Annotated in this window: 15 protein-coding genes; 9 read left to right on the forward strand and 6 right to left on the reverse strand. The window is 70.8% G+C overall.

Annotated elements, in window-relative coordinates; all coding sequences use genetic code 11:
• Positions 1–214: 214 nt before the first annotated feature.
• Positions 215–1399 (forward strand): endonuclease/exonuclease/phosphatase family protein, encoded by a 1185-nt coding sequence (locus OP04_RS28705; RefSeq protein ID WP_033342991.1) that lies wholly within the window; start codon positions 215–217, stop codon positions 1397–1399.
• A 3-nt stretch (positions 1400–1402) separates the two neighbouring features.
• Here OP04_RS28705 and OP04_RS28710 read toward each other — a convergent pair whose 3' ends face one another.
• From OP04_RS28710 to OP04_RS28725, 4 genes are all read right to left on the reverse strand, one after another.
• A complete protein-coding gene (locus tag OP04_RS28710; protein WP_033342992.1) occupies positions 1403–2452 on the reverse strand; it encodes an XdhC family protein in 1050 nt (349 codons plus the stop codon).
• The gene (locus tag OP04_RS28715) at positions 2449–4761 is read right to left on the reverse strand and encodes a xanthine dehydrogenase family protein molybdopterin-binding subunit (RefSeq protein ID WP_033342993.1); all 2313 of its coding nucleotides are present in this window, start codon (positions 4759–4761) and stop codon (positions 2449–2451) included. The genes OP04_RS28710 and OP04_RS28715 overlap by 4 nt, the downstream gene beginning before the upstream one ends.
• 151 nt (positions 4762–4912) lie before the next feature.
• Positions 4913–5890 (reverse strand): FAD binding domain-containing protein, encoded by a 978-nt coding sequence (locus OP04_RS28720; RefSeq protein ID WP_033342994.1) that lies wholly within the window; start codon positions 5888–5890, stop codon positions 4913–4915.
• Positions 5887–6381, reverse strand: coding sequence for a (2Fe-2S)-binding protein (locus OP04_RS28725; protein WP_033342995.1), 495 nt, complete (start codon positions 6379–6381; stop codon positions 5887–5889). The genes OP04_RS28720 and OP04_RS28725 overlap by 4 nt, the downstream gene beginning before the upstream one ends.
• Positions 6382–6423: 42 nt before the next feature.
• Between OP04_RS28725 and OP04_RS28730 the strand changes: the two genes are divergently transcribed.
• The 4 genes from OP04_RS28730 (at position 6424) to OP04_RS53680 (ending at position 12217) form a co-directional block, all read left to right on the forward strand.
• Positions 6424–7392, forward strand: a complete 969-nt coding sequence (locus OP04_RS28730) for a helix-turn-helix transcriptional regulator (RefSeq protein ID WP_033342996.1) — start codon at positions 6424–6426, stop codon at positions 7390–7392.
• A 96-nt stretch (positions 7393–7488) separates the two neighbouring features.
• The gene (locus OP04_RS28735) at positions 7489–10836 is read left to right on the forward strand and encodes a family 16 glycoside hydrolase (protein ID WP_033342997.1); all 3348 of its coding nucleotides are present in this window, start codon (positions 7489–7491) and stop codon (positions 10834–10836) included.
• A 224-nt stretch (positions 10837–11060) separates the two neighbouring features.
• Positions 11061–11960 carry a helix-turn-helix domain-containing protein gene (locus OP04_RS50230; protein WP_051799274.1) on the forward strand — a complete coding sequence of 300 codons (900 nt, stop codon included), beginning with the start codon at positions 11061–11063 and terminating at the stop codon, positions 11958–11960.
• 101 nt (positions 11961–12061) lie between these two features.
• Entirely contained in the window at positions 12062–12217 is a 156-nt protein-coding gene (locus OP04_RS53680) for a hypothetical protein (RefSeq protein ID WP_157240493.1), read from the forward strand.
• Positions 12218–12743: 526 nt separating this feature from the next.
• Here OP04_RS53680 and OP04_RS28745 read toward each other — a convergent pair.
• Positions 12744–14537: an AfsR/SARP family transcriptional regulator gene (locus tag OP04_RS28745; protein WP_051799275.1), complete on the reverse strand. Its 1794-nt coding sequence runs from the start codon at positions 14535–14537 to the stop codon at positions 12744–12746.
• A 263-nt stretch (positions 14538–14800) separates the two neighbouring features.
• Here OP04_RS28745 and OP04_RS56535 point away from each other — a divergent pair, with 263 nt between their 5' ends.
• Together OP04_RS56535 and OP04_RS28750 are read left to right on the forward strand one after the other, a co-directional pair.
• Positions 14801–14935, forward strand: a complete 135-nt coding sequence (locus OP04_RS56535) for a hypothetical protein (RefSeq protein WP_269746713.1) — start codon at positions 14801–14803, stop codon at positions 14933–14935.
• A 68-nt stretch (positions 14936–15003) separates the two neighbouring features.
• The gene (locus OP04_RS28750; protein ID WP_033342998.1) at positions 15004–16287 is read left to right on the forward strand and encodes a YcaO-like family protein; all 1284 of its coding nucleotides are present in this window, start codon (positions 15004–15006) and stop codon (positions 16285–16287) included.
• 54 nt (positions 16288–16341) lie between these two features.
• On the opposite strand, the gene OP04_RS28755 is transcribed toward OP04_RS28750, so the two are convergent.
• Positions 16342–18222, reverse strand: a complete 1881-nt coding sequence (locus OP04_RS28755) for a DUF4832 domain-containing protein (protein ID WP_033342999.1) — start codon at positions 18220–18222, stop codon at positions 16342–16344.
• Between the two features lie 141 nt (positions 18223–18363).
• On the opposite strand from OP04_RS28755, the gene OP04_RS28760 reads away from it, so the two are divergent.
• Positions 18364–19245 (forward strand): carbohydrate ABC transporter permease, encoded by an 882-nt coding sequence (locus tag OP04_RS28760; protein ID WP_051799276.1) that lies wholly within the window; start codon positions 18364–18366, stop codon positions 19243–19245.
• Positions 19242–20105, forward strand: coding sequence for a carbohydrate ABC transporter permease (locus tag OP04_RS28765; protein WP_033343000.1), 864 nt, complete (start codon positions 19242–19244; stop codon positions 20103–20105). Before OP04_RS28760 ends, OP04_RS28765 begins: the two co-directional genes overlap by 4 nt.
• The last annotated feature ends 5 nt before the right edge of the window (positions 20106–20110 follow it).

The following is a 20110-nucleotide window of genomic DNA, read 5'->3' on the forward strand; positions in this document are numbered from 1 at the left end:
GCGGCACCCGATCCGGGTGCCGCCTCAGTGCCGGTCACCGGCCTGATTCTCAGAAGGTCGCCGCGCTGGTCCGTTGGGCAAGGCTCAGTTCGCTCAGGATTTCGGCCAGCCCTGCCGCGGTCGACATACCACTGTCGATGATTCGACAACTACTTTCAGTCACCACGTCTCTAGGCTTGACAGTGTGAAAGCCCGCCGAGCGACAGCATTCGCGGTGGCTGTTCTGGTCGCCGCGGTGTCCTCCGCGTGTTCCGGGCCGATCCGGCCGTCCAGCCACGACGTGACGCTGGAGGTTCTCGGTGCCACGGTGAACCCGGTCGGCAGCTGGTCGGTCTTCCCACCCGGTGGCGAACCGGTGGTGGTCGCGGCGGCGAGCAGCACCGGCGGTGTGCGTTCCCTGCGTCTGACCGGCAGGTTCTCCGTGGGCTGCGGCCACGCCCAGGCCGATCCGGTACGAATCGTCGAGCAGGTCGTCGACGTCGGCCCGGATCCGGCGGCGACCGCGCCGTCCGTCAACGCGGTCCGGCAGCTCAACCTCGGCGCCGGTGAACAGCGGCGGATCTGCGGCGGGCAAGCCTCCACCGGGACGCTCGCCGGCGAACTGGTGGCCACCGCCGTCTTCGAGGACGCGTCGGCGCCGGTCACCTCGCCGGTGCTGCGGTTCCGGAGCGGGACGCTCCACGTCGCCAATCTCAACATCATCGGTGCCGAGGCGACGGCCGCCACCGGCGGGCTCGGCACCTTCGCCGAACGGCTGGACCAGCTCGGTGCCGCCCTGGTGGACTTCGACATCGTCGCTGTGCAGGAGGCCGGCGACGACCAGGTCCGGCAGCTCGCGGAGAAGGCGGGCTTCCCGTACCACGCCGCCTATCCGGGCCTCGGGTTCCTCTCCCGGTGGGAACTCACCGACATCGTGCAGCTCGTCGGGGACAAACCCGGCTGTGTGCTGGGCATCAACTGTGGCGGAGAGGTGCACCTCCATGCCGCGACGGTGCGGGTGGCCGGGCGCGGCGTACGGATCGTGAACACCCACCTCTCCGCAGACTTCGCGGAGCAGGGCCTCGACCGCACCGCCTGGCGAGCGGCCCAGGCGGCGCAGATCCGCAGGACCCTGGTCGAGCCGTTCGCCGGCCCGGTCATCGTGATCGGCGACTTCAACGGCAATGACGACCTGGCGGTGCCGAAGGGCCCGCTGCGTGACGCCTACGGCACGGCCTGGCGCGTGGTCGCCCGCGACCCCGGCACCGGGCTGGACACCGACCATTGCGGCGATCGCATCGAACTGATCCTCATGACCGGCGCGTTCGCGCCCATCATGTACGACGGAGTGTTCGGCCGGTGCCCGGCGCCGCTGAATCTGTCCGACCATCCGCGCGTCTCCGCCCTGCTGGCTCCCTGACCGTCAGCGGTGGATCGGCACGTCCAGGTCGGTCAGCCGGCGGCCGGAGCCGCCCCACTCGGCGGCGATGATCTCGGCGGCGATGGACACCGCGGTCTCCTCCGGGGTGCGGGCGCCGAGGTCCAGGCCGATCGGGGAGGAGAGCCGGGCCAGCGCCTCCTCCGGCAGGCCGGCCTCGCGCAGCCGGCGCAGCCGGTCGTCGTGGGTGACCCGGCTGCCCATCGCGCCGACATACCGTGCCGGTGACCGCAGCGCGCCCACCAGCAGCGGCACGTCGAACTTCGGATCGTGGGTGAGCACGCAGATCACGGTCCGCTCGTCGACCTCGGTGGACTCCAGATATTCGTGCGGCCAGCGCACCACCACCTCGTCCGCGTCCGGGAACCGCGCCCGGGTCGCGAAGACCGGGCGGGCGTCGCAGACGGTGACCTGGTGGCCGAGGAACCGGCCGATCCTCGCGACCGCGGCCGCGAAGTCGATCGCCCCGAAAATGATCATGCGGGGTGGTGGCGCGAACGACTGCACGAACACGCGCCGGCCCTCCGCGCCCAACGCGACCACGCCGGTGGACCCGGCCGCCAGCAGTCCTGCGGCCTGGTCCGCCACCACACGATCAAAACCTTCAAGATCAGCATCAGCGGGTACGACGAGGCGCCTGCCGAACCCGTCGCCGGGTTCCAGCATCGACGCGATCGCGGTCGCGCGCCCCTGGCGTACCGCCGCAATGGTCTGATCGTGAAGGTCCGTGTCCGGCTGGACCAGCACCTCGATGATCCCGCCGCAGGTCAGCCCGACCGCGAACGCGTCGCCGTCGGCCACGCCGTAGGTCTCCGTCACCGGTACGCCGGTGTCCAGCACGGACCTGGCCAGCTCGTAGACCGCGGCCTCCACGCATCCGCCGGAGACGCTGCCGAGCACCTCGCCGGTCTCGGAGACGGCCATCGACGCGCCGGGCGGCCGGGGCGCGGACTTCCAGGTCCGCACCACGGTCGCGATCGCGAACCGGACCCCGGCCGCCCGCCAGGCCGCGAGGCCCGCGGCGATGTCTTTCACAGCAGCTTGTCCAGCGTGATCGGCAGCTCCCGGACGCGTTTGCCGGTGGCGTTGAAGACCGCGTTCGCGATCGCGGCGGCCACGCCGGGCGTACCGAGCTCGCCGATGCCGCGCGCGCCCATCGGGGTGCGCGGGTCCGGGATGCCGGTCCACATCACCTCGATCGGCGGCACGTCCAGGTGCGCGGGAATGTGGTAGTCGGCCAGCGACGGGTTCATGATCCGGCCGGTGCGCTCGTCGAACAGCGTCTCCTCGGTCAGCGCCGACCCCAGCCCCATGATCATGCCGCCGCGGAGCTGGCCGGCCGCGGTCTTCGGGTTGAGGATGGTGCCGCAGTCGAACGAGCCCAGCAGCCGGTCCACCCGCACCTCGCCGGTGACGGCGCTGACCCGCAGCTCGCAGAAGATCGCGGAGGAGCTGTGCATCGAGTACTTCAGCATCTCCAGCGGCGGGCTCCCGGCCGCGGTCACGGTCACCTCGTCGCGGCCGGCTCGGGCCAGGATCTCCCGGTAGCCGTCGTGCCGGGCCGGGTCCGCGACGCTGACCAGTCCCCCGTCGGCGAGGCGGACCTCGGCGGCCTTCAGCCCGGCGATCGGACTGTCCGGGCCGGCCAGGCGCAGCAGTTCGTCGCGGAGGTCGTCGGCCGCGGCCGACAGCCCGGCCACGAGCGACACGGTCTGCGAGGAACCGCCCGCGATCGGCGCCGCGACCAGCGCGGAGTCGCCGAGCGTGACCGTGATCTGCTCCAGCGGCAGGCCGAGCCGGTCCGCCGCGTGCTGCGCCTGCACGGTGGCGGTGCCCATGCCCATCTCGTGCGCGGCCGTGGAGACCTCGGCCGAGCCGTCGCGGCGCAGCGTGAGCCGGACGTTCGCGCCGGGCATCCGGGCGTAGGGGAAACTGCCGGCGCCGCAGCCGAGGCCGGTCAGCCATTCGCCGTCGCGCACCGTGCCCGGCTTCGCCTGCCGCCGCGACCAGCCGAACCGTTCCGCGCCGTCGGTCCAGGCCTGGTGCACCGCGTGCTGCGAGAACGGCTGGCCGCTGAGCGGGTGCCGGTCCGGCAGGTTGCGCAGCCGCAGCTCGACCGGGTCGAGGTCCATCACGTGCGCGAGCTCGTCGACCGCGCTCTCCACCGCGAACGCGCCGATCGTCTCGCCGGGCGTGCGCATGAACGTGTTCGGCACGATGTCCAGGTCCACGTGCCGCTGGATGATCTCGAAGCTCTTCGACCGGTACGCCGCGCGGGTGCCCAGCGTGTACTGCTCCGGGAAGCGCCCGTACGGCGGCATCACGGAGTACCCGGTGTGGATCATCGCGGCGAACCGGCCGTCCGCATCCGCGCCGATCGCCACGCGTTGCTCGGCCGGGCTGCGTCCGCCGATGATCCGGTAGACGCCCTCCCGGGTGAGCCGCAGCCGCACCGGACGGCCGGCCAGCCGTGCGGCCGCGACCGTGACGACCTGGTGGTCCCACATCATCTTGCCGCCGAACCCGCCGCCGACGTACGGCGAGATCACCCGCACCTTCTCCTTCGCCACGCCGAAGAGCGAGGCCAGCGCGTTCGCGGTGGGCACGATCGCCTGCGTGCTGTCGTGCACCAGCAGCGCGTCGCCGTCCCAGGCCGCGACCACGCCGTGCAGCTCGATCGCGTTGTGGTTGTGCCGGGGCGTGCGGTAGACGTTGTCCACCGCGTGCACGGCGGACCGCAGCTCGCGCTCGGCGTCGCCGACCGAGACATGGTTGCGCTCGATCAGGATGCTGGTCAGCGTGCGCGCGCCGGCCTTCGCGTCCTCGAACCGGGTGGCGGCCGGCTCCTGCGCGTAGTCGATCTCGACCAGCGTCGCGGCGTGGTCGGCCTGCTCCTGCGTCTCCGCGACGACGGCCGCGACGACCTGCCCGTTGTACCGGACCTCGGGGTCCTGCATGATCGGCAGCGCGCTGTTGCCGGCCGCGCCCAGGTTGGTCAGGCTCGCCATCGGTACGATGCCGAGCCTCGGCATGTTCCGGTACGTCATGACCAGCAGCACGCCCGGTGCGGCCTCGGCCGCGGTGGAGTCCAGCCGGAGGATCCGGCCCCGGGTGATCGTGCTGTGGATCAGTGTGGCGTAGGTCTGACCGGCCAGCACGGTCTCGGTCACGAACGGCGCCCGGCCGGAGGCCTTGAGCGGGCCGTCCACCCGGGACGTGGGGCGGCCGATCTCCTGCTGGCGCGCGATCAGCGGGTCCGGGCTGCCGCTGGGCAACCACCGGTCCGGCACCCAGCCCAGCACGGTCCGCACCGAGGAGATCGCCGCATTCTGCACCCTGCTCATGCCGTCTCCTCCGCTTCGCTCCCCCGCCGGCATGAGCTACAGCACTGAGCCGATGATTCGCTCGCAAGCTCACTCATGCCCGTCTCCCCCGCTTCGCTCCCCCGCCGGCATGAGCTACAGCACTGAGCCCATGATTCACTCGCAAGCTCACTCATGCCGGCGTTCCCCTCAGCTCGGACAGGACCGCGACGGTCGTGCGGCGTACCAACTCGATCTTGAATTCGTTGCCCGGCAGCGGCTCGGCGGAGGCAAGCTCGGCCGTGATCGCCGCGTCGATCGCCTCGTCCGTGGGACGGGTGCCGCGCAGCGTCTCCTCGGCTCGCAGTGCGCGCCACGGCCGGGCCGCGACACCGCCGAGCGCGATCCGGACGTCATCCACCACGCCGTCCCGCAGTGTCACGCCCGCGGCCACCGAGACCAGCGCGAACGCGTAGCTGGCCCGGTCACGGACCTTCCGGTAGGCGGACGCGCCCGCGAACGGTGACGCCGGCATCGCGACCGACACGATGATCTCGTCCGCGCCGAGCGTGGTCTCCAGGTCGGGCCGGTCGCCGGGCAGCCGGTAGAACTCCGCGAGCGGGATCGTCCGCGTGCCGCCCGGACCGGCCACGTTCACCCGGGCATCCAGCGCGGCCAGCGCCACGGCCATGTCCGACGGGTGCGTGGCCACGCACTCCGGCGACGCGCCGAAGATCGCGTGGTAGCGGGTGAAGCCGCCGATCGCGTCGCAGCCGCTGCCCGGCGCCCGCTTGTTGCAGCGCGAGCCGGCCGCGTCCGCGAAGTAGGCGCACCGGGTGCGCTGCATCAGGTTCCCGCCGACCGTGGCCATGTTGCGGATCTGCGCGGACGCGCCGGCCAGGATCGCGCGGGCCAGCATCGGATAGCGGCGGCGGACCAGCGGGTGAGCCGCGACCGCGCTGTTGCGGGCGGCCGCGCCGATCACCAGGCCGCCGTCGTCCGACGCCGCGATCTCCTCGGACAGCCCGGTCACGTCCAGCAGCCCGGCCGGGTGCTCGACGCCCTTGCGCATCAGGTCGACCAGGTTCGTCCCGCCACCGAGCAGGCGCCACTGCGCGCCCGGGAACGCGTCCTCGACGGACTCCGCGCGCCGGTACTGCACCGGGTTCATACCGTGCTCCCGTCCGCGACCTCGAGGATCGCATCGACGATGCCGTTGTGCGCGCCGCACCGGCACAGGTTGCCGCTCATCCGCTCGCGCACCTCGTCGCGCGAGAACGGCACGCTCTCCGCGCTCAGGTCCGCGGTGACGTAGCTGGGCACGCCCGCGCGCACCTCGTCGATCATCGCGGCGGCCGCGCAGATCTGGCCCGGCGTGCAGTAGCCGCACTGCAGCCCGTCGCGCTCCACGAATGCGGCCTGCAGCGGGTGCGGGTCCAGTCCCTCGATCGTGGTGACCTCGCGGCCGGCCGCCTGCGCGGCGAGCGTCAGGCAGGACAGCACCCGCCGGCCGTCGATCAGCACCGTGCACGCGCCGCAGGCGCCCTGGTTGCAGCCGACCTTGGTGCCGGTCAGGTGCAGGTGATCGCGCAGCATGTCGAGCAGGGAGACGCGCGCGTCGTCCGGCGGCGCGACCGCCGTTCCGTTGACCGTTATGTCCATGTCGTTCAGCCTAGGGAATTCGGCGGCGTACCGTGAATGTCTGTGAATCCGCATTTTCTTCGCGCGCGTACGGACGATCATCTCTCCGACGTGCTCGACCTGGTCGAGGTGAACGGCGTGATATCCGGTGGCGCCGCGGTGAGCGGCGCCTGGACCGCGCCCCGGACCGAGGTGGAGTCGCCGCTGAAGTTCATCGCCGCGATGCGCGGCCGGGCCAGGATCTCCGCCGACGGCATCCCCGAGCCGATCGTGGTCGAGGCCGGCGACGTGGCCGTGATCAACAACCGGTCCTGGATCCAGCTGGAGAGCGTGACCGGCGACGACGCTCCCCGCCGGATGCTCCGGGAGGCCGACGCCGACGTGCTGACCATGCTCGGCGCCGCCCACGAGGCGGACGACATCCTGGTCGGCGGCCACGTGGACCTGAACCCGGCCGGTGACGCGCTGCTCACGCCCGCGCTGCCGCCGATCGGCCACATCCGCGCGGACTCGCCGGCCGCGCCCGGCCTGCGCCGGGTCCTGGAGCCGCTCTTCGAGGAGCTGCTGCTGGAGCGCGCCGGGTCCGCGTTCGCGATCCGGCAGTACGGCCAGTTGTTCGTCCTCGAGCTGCTGCGCGCCTACATGCACCAGGCCGACCTGCCGCCCGGCTGGCTGCGCGTCTCCACCGACGAGCAGCTGCGTCCCACGCTGGCCATCATGCACGCGGAGCCGGCCGCCCGCCCCAGCCTCGAGGAGCTGGCCCGCGCCGCGTCGATGTCCCGGACGTCGTTCGCCGAGCGGTTCCGGGCGGTGGCCGGGATGCCGCCGGTCGCGTATATGAGCCGCTGGCGGATGATGCACGCCCAGCGCGCGCTCCGGGACACCGAGATCACGATCAGCGCGCTGGCCGCCCATCTCGGCTATCTGTCGGAGAGCGCGTTCAGTACCGCGTTCAAGCGCGAGATCGGCGAGTCCCCGCTGCGCTTCCGGCGGCGGCTGCGTCGGCCCGCGACCGCTTCGGTGGAACAGTAAACCTACTTTTGAATAGAAGTACCAAAGTTATGGACGCGCGAACAAAAGCGGCCTACGGTCTCAGACATCGATTTACGTCGAGGTCTGGACGGTCGCATGACAAAAACACCGCTCGTGCTGCTCGCCGCCGCCACTATCGCGGGCCTGTTGCCCGCCCTCCCCGCCAGTGCCGCACCTCCCCCGCAGGAGCCCGGCGTCACGCTGCGCACCTACGACCTGCAGACCGCGCGCGACACGCTCTGCGTGCTCAAACCGGGGCAGACGCCGAACGTCGACAAGCTGCTGCCCACCATCAACTGGACCACGGCGGCGGACTTCGGGCTGGAGGACAACTTCCAGTCCGAGGTGCTCGGCAACATCAACATCACCACCGCGGGGGCGTACGCGTTCCGCCTCACCAGCGACGACGGCTCCCGGCTGACGATCGACGACACCACCCTGATCAACAACGACGGCGCGCACGGACCGACGCCGGTCGAGGGCACGGTCACGCTCGCCACCGGCTACCACTCGCTGCACATCGACTTCTTCGAGCGCGGCGGCGGCCAGCAGCTCACGCTCGAATGGCGGCCACCGGGCGCGAGCGCGTTCGCGGTCGTGCCGAACAGCGCGCTCAGCACGGACTCCGGCGTCGTCAGGGTTACCGCGCCCGGCCGCAAGGAGTGCGAGACCGCCGGTGACAGTCCCGGCGACGGCCTGCCGCTGACCAGCGTGCACCCGGGCTACACGCTGAAGAACCTGCGGCCCTCCGGCTTCCAGCCGCAGGTCAGCGCCATGGACTGGTTCCCGGACGGCCGGCTGGCCATCGCGACCTGGGGCGGCAGTGACACCAGCGTCGGCGAGGTCTACATCCTCAACGGCGTGACCGGGGCGAACCCGCAGGTCACCTACCAGCGGATCGCGACCGGGCTGCGCGAGCCGATGGGCCTGAAGATCGTCGACGGCAAGATCTACGTGTCGCAGAAGCACGAGCTGACCGAGCTCAACGACACCAACGGCGACGGGCAGATCGACCAGTACCGCCGCGTCGCCACCTGGCCGTTCGACGGGAACTTCCACGAGTTCGCGTTCGGGCTGCTCTACCAGGACGGGTTCTTCTACCTGAACCTCTCCGTGTCGATCAACCTGGGCGGCGCGACCACGGACCCGCAGGGCTCGCCGAACCGGGGCACCACGCTGAAGATCAACCGGTCGACGGGCGCGGTGCAGTACGTGGCAGGCGGACTCCGTACCCCCAATGGCTTGAATTTCGGGCCTGAGGGCGACATCTTCGTGCTGGACAACCAGGGTGGCTGGCTGCCGTCGTCCAAGCTGGTGCAGATCAAGCAGGATCGGTTCTTCGGCCACTACACCAACCCGGACGGGCCGTTCGATCAGCAGCCGGTCACCCAGCCGGTGCTGTGGCTGCCGCAGAACGAGATCGCGAACTCGCCGAGCACGCCGGTGATGCTAACCGACGGGCCGTACGCGGGGCAGATGCTCTTCGGCGACGTCACCTACGGCGGCCTGCAGCGCGGCTACCTGGAGAAGGTCGGCGGCCAGTACCAGGGCGCGGTCTTCCGCCTGACGCAGGGCCTGGAGATGGGCGTGCTGCGCACCAGCATCGGGCCGGACGGCGCGCTCTACGTCGGCGGCCTCGGCGCCGGCGGCAACTGGGGCCAGGAGGGCAAACTCACCTACGGCCTGCAGAAACTCGTGCCGAACGGGACCAGCGTCTTCGACATCAAGGCGATGCGCGCGATCGCGGGCGGCTTCGAGCTGGAGTACACCCAGCCGGTCTCGGACGCCACCGCTGCGTCGCTGGCCGCCCGGTACCGCGCGGAGCAGTGGCGTTACGTCCCGACGCCGGACTACGGCGGCCCGAAGATCGACGAGGAGTCGCTGACGGTCGCGTCCGCGACGCTGTCCACGGATCGGCTCAAGGTGACGCTCAAGCTGAACGGTCTCAAGCCCGGCCGGGTCGTGCACGTGCGGTCGCCGCGGCCGTTCACGTCGTCGTCCGGCGCGTCACTGTGGAGCACGGAGGCGTGGTACACGCTGAACAGCCTTGCGGACGGGACGACGCTCAAGTCCACGCTGGTCGAGGCGGAGTGGTCGGGGCTGTCCGGCAGCACGTCGTTCGCGACCGACCACACCGGATACACCGGCGGCGGGTTCTCGGCGGGGCACAGCGCGGCCGGGGCGGCGACCACGTTCACGGTCAACGTGCCGTCGGCGGGCGCCTATCCGATCTCGCTGCGCTACAGCAACGGGCCCAACCCCTCACAAATGACCAAGACCATCAGCTTGTACGTGAACGGGGTGCGGATCAAACAGGTCAGCCTGGCGAGCACGGCGAACTGGGACACCTGGGCCGCCCTCGCCGACTCGGTGACGCTTCGTGCGGGCGCCAACGCGGTCTCCTACCGCGTCGACACCGGCGACACCGGCCATCTCAACTTTGACAGCCTGACGGTCGGGTCCGGTCAGGTCGCCGCCTCCGGCACCGGCACCGTCACCGGCATCGGCGGCAAGTGCCTCGACGTCGACAATGCCGGCATCGCGGACGGCACCAAGGTGCAGATCTACACGTGCAACAACTCGACCGCGCAGAGCTGGACCCGCGACGGTGACACGCTGCGCGCGCTCGGCAAGTGCCTGGACATCTCCAACTCCGGCACCGCGGACGGCACACGCGTGCAGCTCTACACCTGCAACAACAGCGGCGCCCAGATCTGGCGGGCCCAGGCGAACGGCTCACTGCTCAACCCGCAGTCCGGCAAGGTGCTCGACGTGGCCGGCGGCGCCAGCGCGGACGGCAGCGCCGTGCAGCTGTGGACCTGGGCCGACGTGGCGCAGCAACGCTGGACGCTCAACGGCCCGAGCCGGGTCACGCTCTTCGACGGCTCACACCTGGGCGCGTTCCGCAACGGTGACGGCAGCGCGGTCACCTGGCCGGTCTCCGGCGGCTCCGCCGAGGTACTCGGCGGCGACATCCGCACCAAGCAGAACTTCGGCGACTTCAAGCTCCACGCCGAGTTCTGGCTGCCCAACCTGCCCGCCGACGTGACCGGCCAGGCACGGGCGAACAGCGGCATCTACCTGCAGGACCGGTACGAGCTGCAGGTGCTCGACTCGTTCGGCAAGGCTTCCCCGGCGAACGACGACTGCGGCGCGATCTACCAGAAGGCCATCCCCACCTCCAACGCATCGACCGCGCCGGAGACCTGGCAGACCTACGACATCACGTTCCGCGCGGCCCGCTGGAACGGGACCACGAAGACGGAGAACGCCCGCGTCACGGTCGTCTGGAACGGCGTGACGGTCCACAACAACATCGCCATCGACGGCCCCACCGGCAACGGCGCCGCCGAATCCGCCGCCCCTCTCCCCATCCGCTTCCAGGACCACGGCGACCCCGGCGCCAACGTCCGCTACCGCACCCTCTGGATCGAACCGGTCTGATCCCGTATGCCCCCTTCCCGCTCGCCGGGAAGGGGGCAGTCCACGGCTGGACCACCCACGCGCGCCTGTACGGACTCTGCACCGCGGTCGACGGCGTCCCGAGACCGCGCACGGCGGGCAAGACGCGGAACCCGCCTGCCGATCGGGCATGACGCTTTCACCGGACAGCGTCATCGCGCAAGAACCGTCAAGCGGCGGCGGCGCCTGATTGGTACCGTCCGATCGTGCCGTTGCAAACCCGTGAGCTACTCGAACTCCTCGCCGTCGCCAACTCGCGGCCCGGCGAGGACGTCTCGCTGGCCTCCCTGGCGCGGTGGGCGCACCGGTCGCGGTTCGACCTGCACCGCAAGCTCCGACGCCTGACCGGTCAAACCCCGAAGACCTACACCACGCGGGTACGACTCGCGCGCGCCGCCGGCGACCTGCTGAGCGGCGAACGCCAGGTGTCGGCGATCGCGTTCGACCACGGATTCGGCAGCCACGAGGTCTTCACACGGACGTTCACCCGCCGGTTCGGCCGCAGCCCGCGAAGCTACCGCACCCGCGGGCTCACCGTGCCCGGCCGGCACATCGCCACCGCGCACGCCTCGACGCTCGGCGCGGCCGCCCCCTGCATCAGCCTCTACCGCATCAGTCTCAGTGATAGGAAACCCGCCGTGCCCCTGGACATCTCGATCCGTGACCTCGCCACCACCCACGCGCTCGTGATCCGCCGCCGGGTCACCCGCGACGAGATCGCGACCGCGCTCTCCGAGAGCCTGCCCGCCGTGTTCGACTACGCCCAGCGCCACGGCCTGGCCGTCGCCGGCCCGCCGTTCGCCCGCTACCCCGAGGTGGGGATGGGCTCGCTCGTCATCGAGGGCGGCATCACCGTCGTCGAACCCCCGTCCACCGCGCTCACCGACGGCATCGAGGCGATCGTCATCCCCGCCGGCCGCGCCGCCGTGACCATCCACCGCGGCCCGTACGACAGCCTGCCCGAGTCGTACCAGCAGATCGAGAAGTGGATGCGCGACCAGGATCTGTCCGCGGCAGGAGCCCCCTGGGAGACCTACCTGACCGACCCCGGCGAACAGCCGGACCCGGCACTGTGGGAGACCGAGATCGTCCAGCCGGTGCGCTGACCGGCCTGTGCCGGTCAGCGCACCTCCAGGCCGTGACACGTAGCGTGACTGAGTACGGCGGCTCACGCGGACGGCCGTGGTCCGGTCATAGGTTGACGCTCATGACGTCAACAGACGAACTCGAACGCCTGGTCCGGATGTCCGACCTGCACGGCCGCCGCGGCAGCCACGTCCGTCAGGGGCAGCGGCGGCGGTGGTTCGCCGCGCTGACCGTCGCGGCCGTGCTCGCCGTCGTCACCACATCGATCGTTGCGTGATCCCCGATCAGTAGCCGCGGCGGCGGGCGCCCAGCGCGCGGATCGGCCATCTCGAACGGGCGACGGACGGGCGCGGGCCGGGACGGGTGTCCCGGCCGCGTCGGCGCCGGCCCCGGGTGTGCCACGGCGGGACCGTGTCGGGCTGCGGGAGGATCGGCCGGGCCGGTGGCCGGCGGGTGTAGCGGACCTCGAGACGGTCCGGCCGCCGGAGCGCCAGACGCGGTGTTCCGCACCGGTTCCCGGATCTCCGCGGTAGCGCGGGGAGTAACGGCGCGACGCCAGGTAAAGATGAAATAGTTGACATGTCGGACACCGATCTACTGAGACGAGGGCATGACACCGGAAGCGGGCGGGGCGAACCGCACGCTTCGGGACGAAATGTCTCAGCGGGTGACCATGGGCCGACCCTAGCAACGAGCCGGCGGCCGCCTCCAGCCATTTCCGGCGTCCAGCCGGGCCACAGGGCGAGTTGACGTGCGGTCTCCGGCAGGCCGGGCCCGGTCAGGATGTCGTGGGCCAGGAGACGTCAGGGCTTTCCGGCAGGCGGTCTCCCCCGGAAGGCGGCGATCTCCCCGATGTCCTGGGCGAGCGCGAACGACCGCACCAGCGGATGCAGCCGGTAGCGCCCCACGGCAGCCGACTCCAGCAACGCCAGGTCGACCAGCCCCTCCAGCAGATCCTCACTGTCCGGCTCCGGCCGTTCCAGCATCCGCGCCGCGACCGGCAGCGCGAAGTCCGGCACGTCGGTGAAGGCCAGCCGGACCAGTGCCCGCTGCTGCTCCGTGCTCAGCTGCCGCCAGCTGGCCAGGAACGTCGCGGTCACGTCCAGATCACCGGCCCGCAGCGTGCCCAGCCAGCGCCCGCCGGTGAACCGGTCACGCAACGTGCCGATCGACCAGCCCGGCCGGGCCGCCAGCCTTGCTGCCACGATGCGGACCGCCAGCGGCAGCAGTCCGCAGGCCACCACGAGCTCCCGTGCCGCTTCGCGCTCGGCTGCCACCCGGTCGTGGCCGATCACCCGGCTCAGCAGCTCCATCGCCTCGGCCTCGTCGAACGCGTCGAGATCGGCGTGCACGGCGCCGTTCAAACCGGCCAGCCGGGAGCGGGAGGTGACCAGGACACCGCAGGTCGCGGCGCCCGGCAGCAGCGGGGTGAGCTGCGCGAGGCTGTGCGCGTCGTCCAGCACCACGAGCAGCCGGCGGTCGTGCGTCGCGGAGCGGAACAGCGCCGACCTGCTGTCCAGGCAGTCCGGGACGATCTCCACGCCGAGCGCCGCGAGGAAGCCGTCCAGGACGTCCTGCGGCGAGGCCGGCAGGCCGTTGCTGCCCCTCAGTTCCGCGTACAGCTGACCGTCCGGGTAGCGCGTGCCGAGCCGGTGGGCGACGTGCCGTACCAGCGTGGTCTTGCCGAGACCGCCCATCCCGGCCACGGCAACGATCGGCAACGAGCCGCGGCCGGGCAGGCTCAGCGCGTCGGTGATGAGCCGGGCGACGGTCTCGCGACCGATGAAGTCCGCGGTGGTGGCCGGGACCTGAGCGGGTCGCAGCACCGGTTCCTCGTTGCGCGGCACCGGGACGGGCGCGTCGCTGACCAGGAGCCGCCGGTGGGCGTCGGCGAGTTCGGCGCCGGGTTCCAGCCCCAGCCGGTCCACGATCCGGCGGCGCGCGGCCGGGAACACCGCGGCGGCCTCCCCCGGCCGGCCACTGGCGTGCAGCGCCCGGATGAGCAGCACGGACAGGCTTTCCCGCAGCGGGTGCTCGTCACTGAGCGTGCGCAGCTCGGGCACGCACCAGGCGGCGCGGCCGAGGTCGACGTCCAGTGCCAGACGCGCCTCCAGCAGGTCCAGGTGCAGCTCGTTCAGCCGGCGCCGCTGCCGTTCAGCGAACGGGCCGGGCACGCCGGCCAGTGGCTCGCCGTGGAAGAGCGCGAGCGCCTCGGCCAGCATCGCGCGGGCGCTCCTCGCGTCGCCGGTCCGGCGGGCGTGGCGGGCCAGCGCCTCGGCGTGCCGCACGTCGACCGCGTCCTCGGGCACCTCCAGGCGGTAGCCGTCACCGACCGTGGTCAGAATCCGGGGCTCGGCGGCGTCGTTCTCCAGCACCTTGCGCCAGCGCCACGCGTACGTGCGAAGGTTTTTCGTGGCCGTGACCGGCGGGTCGTCGCCCCACAGCGCCTCCATCAGCACGGCCGCGCTCGCCGGCCGGCCCGGCCGCAGGAGGAGCACGGCGAGCAGCGCCTGCTGCTGCGGACTGCCCATGTCGAGGTCGACGGCGCCCCGGCGTCCGCGCACGACGCCGAGCAGGTTGAAGCGAAGGGAGTCCATGTCAGATCGCATCGACGGTGTTCTGCGAATCCACCCTCATGTCGCCATTCTGGCAAACCGGAGTCCGGCGGATCCGGCCGTTCGCGAGCCCGTGCCCGGCCCGGTCACGCACCGCGCACGTCACAAAGACCCACGAGCAGGGGCAACGGGGGTACGGAGGTGAGCGCCTGACTGCGGATATATCCACCGTGCATCTGATTTCTATCGGCGTGCCCGAAGCTCGGACCAAGGCTCCGTTCGACGCTCGATGTTGGAGGTTGCACATGGGACTGCACGACGCGATCTACCGCGCACAGAAGGACAAGCCGGAACTCGCCGAGACCGAGCAGCGGATCCTCGACGAGCTGACCGAGCGTGACCGGGACTCCGAGGTGGAAACGGTCGAATCCGCCGCCTGAGTCGACGTCACCGGGCCGGGCGGCGCACCCGCCCGGCCCACCCGGTTCGTACTGTCGGAGGTGCAGTGATGTCCCAGACGGAGCTGGTGGTCCAGGACGGTGAGCGGGCGCTGAGCCTGCCCGAGGCCCACCTGCGGGGTATGGCAGCGGTGGCCGAGCTCGATCTCCGCGCGGACTGCACCGCGGTGCTCGACGGTGACCCCGCCGTGTGGACCGCGACGCTGTGGCGCGGCGACGACCCGGTGCCCAGCGGGCTGGGACTCGGCAAGGGCGGTTCGGCAGCGGCGCAGGTCGGCGCGATCTTCGAGGCACTGGAGCACCACCTGAGTGGGTTGCAAGGCCTCCCGAACAGCGCGACGACGCTGCGCGCCGCACATGAGATCTCCCGCGACGTGACGCTGCGGCAGGACGTGGCGCTCGGTCTGCTCGGGGAGTTGCCCGACGGGCCGATGGGGTGCCTTCCGTTCCGGGCGGTGAGCAGCGGCGCCGAGGTCGACGTGCCGCTGTTCCTGTCCGTGCCGGACTACCTCGACGAGGGCGCCGACGCGCTGCGGGAGAGCCTGGGCGACCACTACGACTACACCGGCGTGAGCCGCTACTCCTGCAACAACGGGTGGGCGGCCGGCACCGACCCGGTCGAGGCCGCGGTCCACGCGCTCAACGAGACCATCGAGCGGGACGCGCTCTCCCTGCTGCTGATCGACCAGTTCCTGGGCCGGTGGCGGTCCCCGCTCGTCCTGATCGCGCCGCGCACGCTGCCGGACGACCTCGCCGCGCTGGTGTCCGCGGCGGAGACCATCCTCGGTCAGCGGCTGTACCTGATCGACATGACCACCGACCTGGGCGTGCCGTCGATCCTCGCCTACCTGCCCGCACCGGACGGCGAACCTGCCCGGGTCCGCGGCTGCGGCGCCTCGCTCTCCCGCCACTACGCGATCGCCCGTGCGGTGAGCGAACTGGTCCAGGTCCACCTGGCGTCCTCGCTCGGCACCGTCCACTCCGCGTTCGCCGCCATGTCACCGGTCCGGCACGACTGGACGACGCCCTACCCCGCGCTCCAGGCCTGCTACCGCAGCGACTTCAGCACCCGGCTGGCCGACGCCACGCTGGTGCCGTACCGGGACACGGAAGCACCGGACACCACCGCCGGCCACTTCGACGCGCTCGTCGACGCCCTCACCAGGCGCGGCCTCACGCCGTTGCAGCGCGACCACTACGTCACCGACAACCTGGCCGTGGTCAACGTCTTCGTCCCCGGCCTGGAGCGCTTCATGCTCGTCACCGACGGACAGGTGGTGGTGCCGGGAGCGCGGGGCCTGGCCGTCAAGAACAACGGATCCGGCTACCGCTGATCGGCGACGACCGGCCAGGTGTCGCGACCCGGCCGGTCGGATGTGCGTGGAAAGCTAGCTGACGGTGATGCGGTCGATGTCGGGGGCCCAGTCGGACGGGTTGGCGACGGTGATGGTGCCGGCGGCCACGTTGACCGTGGTGGTGACCGCGCCGACCGACTCCCAGCCCGCCGTGGCCGGGAAGGTGATCGGCTGGCCGTTGATCGTGGCGGTGCGGGTGACCGCGGACGCGTAGTAGACGGTCACGGTGCGGGTGCCGCCGGCCAGGCCGTTGAAGGTCAGGGTGGCGCCGTTGCCGAGGTAGCCGACCTTCGCGCTGCCCGAGCAGCCGGAGCATGACGCCACGAGCGCGCCGCCGGTGAGCGTGTTGCCGGCGGCCTCGGCCTCGTAGGAGACGGACGAGGAGCTACCGACCGTGACGTCACCGAGGCCGAGCCAGCCGTCGGTCTGCTGGGTGGTGTTGGCGAAGCGCAGTTTCTTCGCGGCGCTGGCGTTGACCGCTTCCAGGGGGTTCTTGACTCGCAGCACCCACCGGTAGCCGCCGGACGCCACGCCTGACAAATCCACAGAAGTCTGGAAATACTGCGAGTAGCCGAAGTCGCGGTGGCCGCCGCCGGTGCCCCAGTCGGGGAAGTCGCGGAGAGTCCGGGGCTGGACCGTGCGCAGGTCCCAGGGTGTGTCCCAGGTTTTCACCACCGTGCCCGCGCTGTTCTGCAGGCCGAGCGTGACCTGCCACGGATAGTAGAACGGCGCCACACCGGTGTTGCTGATCGCCACGCCGACGTTGGTCGTGCCGGAGGCGGTGTTCTTGTAGTACGCGTTGTCGGCCGTCAGGTTGTAGCCCATCAGCCGGACCGCCGCGGCCACGTTCGCGTCCGACGACGAGTATCCGCCGCTACCCTCGTTGATCATCCACGACGCGTGCGACAGCTCGATGCACGCCTTGAGGTTGTCGACCGCACCGGACCCGTTCGGCCAGGACTGGAACGCGGTCGACTGGATCTCCGGCCGCAGCTCGCCGCCGATCGAGCTGGTGATCCACTTGTTCTCCACGCCGGCGTCCAGCGTGCGCTGGAGCTGGCCGTAGGACGCGCCGCCCATCGACACCGGCAGCGTGACGCCCTGCAGCGGTGAGCCTTCCCGGAAGCAGAACGAGTCGTCGTGGTAGCCGATGTCGCGGCTGTTCGCGGCGCCGCCGGCCGCTCCCGGGTACCGCAGCTCGATCTTGGTCTTGTTGAACGCGCTGTCGTACGCCGCGATCAGCGCCGCGCCGTTCGCGTCCGTCGGCATGTAGTTCGGCAGCCCGTCCGCGGTGTCCGTGTCGTACGGCCAGGTGTGCCACTCGCCCCACAGCCCGACGAGTCCCATGTGGACGAACCCGAGCCGCGGATCCCCGTCGTACCGCGCGCCGAACGCCGTGATGAAGTTCCGCAGCGCCGTGTTCAGGAACGCGCTGTCGTAGTCCGGGTGCGTGACGTTCCAGTACGTGTCCGGCCGCATCGCCACGTTCCCGTTGTAGCAGGCCGGGATCGCGTTGGCCGGATGCGTGCCGGTCCCGCCCGGATACGTCAGGTAGATCCGGATCGCGGCCTGGTTGCCGTAGGTCGCGGTTTCGGCCAGCATCCCGTCGATGATCGACCAGTCGTAGGTGCCGCAGTTCGACGCGTTCTTCATGATCTCGGACAGGCCGAAGTATCCCCAGGTCAGCGCGTGCGGATAGCCGCCGTTCTGGTTCGCGCCCGGCGAGTAGAACGTCGCCCAGCCCTTCAGCGGGTTGTCCAGCGGGCCCGGCGCCGCGGTCAGCGGGTGCGCCTGCAACGCCGGATCCGGGCCGGCCGGCGCGGACGGGCGTGCCGGCGGGGCGGCCGCGGCCGGCGAACCGACGCACAACACCGCGCCCACCAGCAGCGCGGCCAGGATTCTGCTCGTTCTCATCCCACTCTCCAAACGACAGATGCCAAGCGACAGATCATCGGTGGATTACGAAGAGGTGTTGACAAAATTTCGAAGGACCACATCATTATTCGAGAGCGGGACGGCTGGCAAGGCCCGCCCGGCACAAATCTGGGGCGATCGATGAGCACGACGACACGGCGCGACGACCGTCGCGCGGCATGGTGGTTCCTGTTACCGGTCCTGGTCGGGTTCGCCGTCTTCTACGGCTACCCGGCGGTCCGCGGTCTCTGGTACTCGGTGACCGACTACTCCCTGATCAACACGCCCGCGTTCGTGGGCACGGACAACTACGCCAGGCTCGCCGGCGACGCCGAGTTCTGGAACTCGCTGATGGTCACCGGCTGGTACGTGGTGCTCAACATCGGCTCGCAGACGCTGCTCGCGCTCGGCATCGCCGCGCTCATGCACCGGCTGACCGGCTCGCTCGTGCTGCGCGCCACGCTGCTGCTGCCCTGGCTGGTCCCGAACGTGACGGTCGGCCTGCTGTGGGTGTGGCTGCTGGACACGAACCTCGGCTTCGTCAACCACCTGATCACCGCGCTCGGTTTGAGCCCGGTCGGCTTCTTCACGGATGCGGCCTGGGCGCTGCCGTCGATCGCGGCCGTCAACACCTGGGCCTACACCGGGTACACCGCGCTGCTGCTCTACGCCGGCATGCTGCAGATCCCGTCGTATCTCTACGAGAGCGCCGCGATCGACGGCGCCGGCGAGGCGCGGATGTTCCGCGCGATCACGCTTCCGCTGCTCCGGCCCGTACTCGCGATGGTTCTGGTGATCTCGTTGATCGGGTCGTTCCAGATCTTCGACACGGTGGCGGTCGCGACCAGGGGCGGCCCGGTGTCGGCGACCCGGGTCATCTACTACTTCATCTACCAGCAGGCCTTCAACTACTTCAACATGGGGTACGCCGCGGCCGCCGCCATCTGCCTCGCGCTGATCCTGGGCGTGCTCACCGCGATCCAGATGCGCCTGCTGCGCGCGTCCAGTTCGGACCTGGCATGAAACGCATCCTCGCCTGGACCGTGCTGGCCGTGGTCGTGATCCTCACGATCTTCCCGTTCTGGTGGATGGTCCGCACCGCGCTCACGCCCGCGGCCGACCTCTACACCGACAACGCCGGGCTGCTCCCCCAGCACCCGACACTGATCAACTTCGCCCGGATCCTGGGCCTGACCAGCGAAGCCGAGGCACGCGCCGCGGGCGGGTCCGGCGCGCGCGTCGACTTCGCCCGCTACCTGGTCAACTCCGTCGTCTACTGCGTGCTGATCGCCGGGTTCCAGACCATGTTCTGCGCGATGGCCGGGTACGCCTTCGCCCGCCTGCGCTTCCCCGGCCGCGACCTGGTCTTCGGCATCCTGATCGCCGCGCTGATGGTCCCGCCGATCTTCACGCTGCTGCCGAACTTCGTGCTGGTCAAGGAGCTCGGTCTGATGAACACGATGGCCGGCATGGTCGCGCCGACCGTGCTGATGACGCCGTTCGCCGTGTTCTTCCTGCGCCAGTTCTTCCTGTCGCTGCCGCGCGAGGTGGAGGAGGCCGCGATCCTGGACGGCAACGGCCCGTGGGGCATCTTCTGGCGGGTGGCGCTGCCGATGAGCCGCGGCCCGCTGATCACGATCGGGCTCACCACCGTCGTGTGGGCCTGGAAGGACTACCTCTGGCCGCTGCTGGTCGGCCGCGGCGAGGAGAACCGCCTGGTCACCGTGGCACTGGGCGTGTTCCTGCAGCAGTCGCCGAACACGCAGCCGGACTGGACCGGGCTGATGGCCGCGTCCACGCTGTCCGTCCTGCCGGTGCTGGTCCTGCTGCTCCTGATGGGCCGGCGTCTGGTCCAGTCCCTCAATTTCACCGGAAACAAATAGAGAGG

The organism is Catenuloplanes japonicus, assembly GCF_000717135.1.
Lineage (GTDB): Bacteria > Actinomycetota > Actinomycetes > Mycobacteriales > Micromonosporaceae > Catenuloplanes > Catenuloplanes japonicus.

Coding starts and splice junctions, on each gene's coding strand:
- OP04_RS28715 (WP_033342993.1), bottom strand. CDS start 4,761: ATGAGCAGGGTGCAGAATGCGGCGATCTCCTCGGTGCGGACCGTGCTG.
- OP04_RS28720 (WP_033342994.1), bottom strand. CDS start 5,890: ATGAACCCGGTGCAGTACCGGCGCGCGGAGTCCGTCGAGGACGCGTTC.
- OP04_RS28725 (WP_033342995.1), bottom strand. CDS start 6,381: ATGGACATAACGGTCAACGGAACGGCGGTCGCGCCGCCGGACGACGCG.
- OP04_RS28735 (WP_033342997.1), top strand. CDS start 7,489: ATGACAAAAACACCGCTCGTGCTGCTCGCCGCCGCCACTATCGCGGGC.
- OP04_RS53680 (WP_157240493.1), top strand. CDS start 12,062: ATGACGTCAACAGACGAACTCGAACGCCTGGTCCGGATGTCCGACCTG.
- OP04_RS28745 (WP_051799275.1), bottom strand. CDS start 14,537: ATGGACTCCCTTCGCTTCAACCTGCTCGGCGTCGTGCGCGGACGCCGG.
- OP04_RS56535 (WP_269746713.1), top strand. CDS start 14,801: ATGGGACTGCACGACGCGATCTACCGCGCACAGAAGGACAAGCCGGAA.
- OP04_RS28750 (WP_033342998.1), top strand. CDS start 15,004: ATGTCCCAGACGGAGCTGGTGGTCCAGGACGGTGAGCGGGCGCTGAGC.
- OP04_RS28755 (WP_033342999.1), bottom strand. CDS start 18,222: ATGAGAACGAGCAGAATCCTGGCCGCGCTGCTGGTGGGCGCGGTGTTG.
- OP04_RS28760 (WP_051799276.1), top strand. CDS start 18,364: ATGAGCACGACGACACGGCGCGACGACCGTCGCGCGGCATGGTGGTTC.
- OP04_RS28765 (WP_033343000.1), top strand. CDS start 19,242: ATGAAACGCATCCTCGCCTGGACCGTGCTGGCCGTGGTCGTGATCCTC.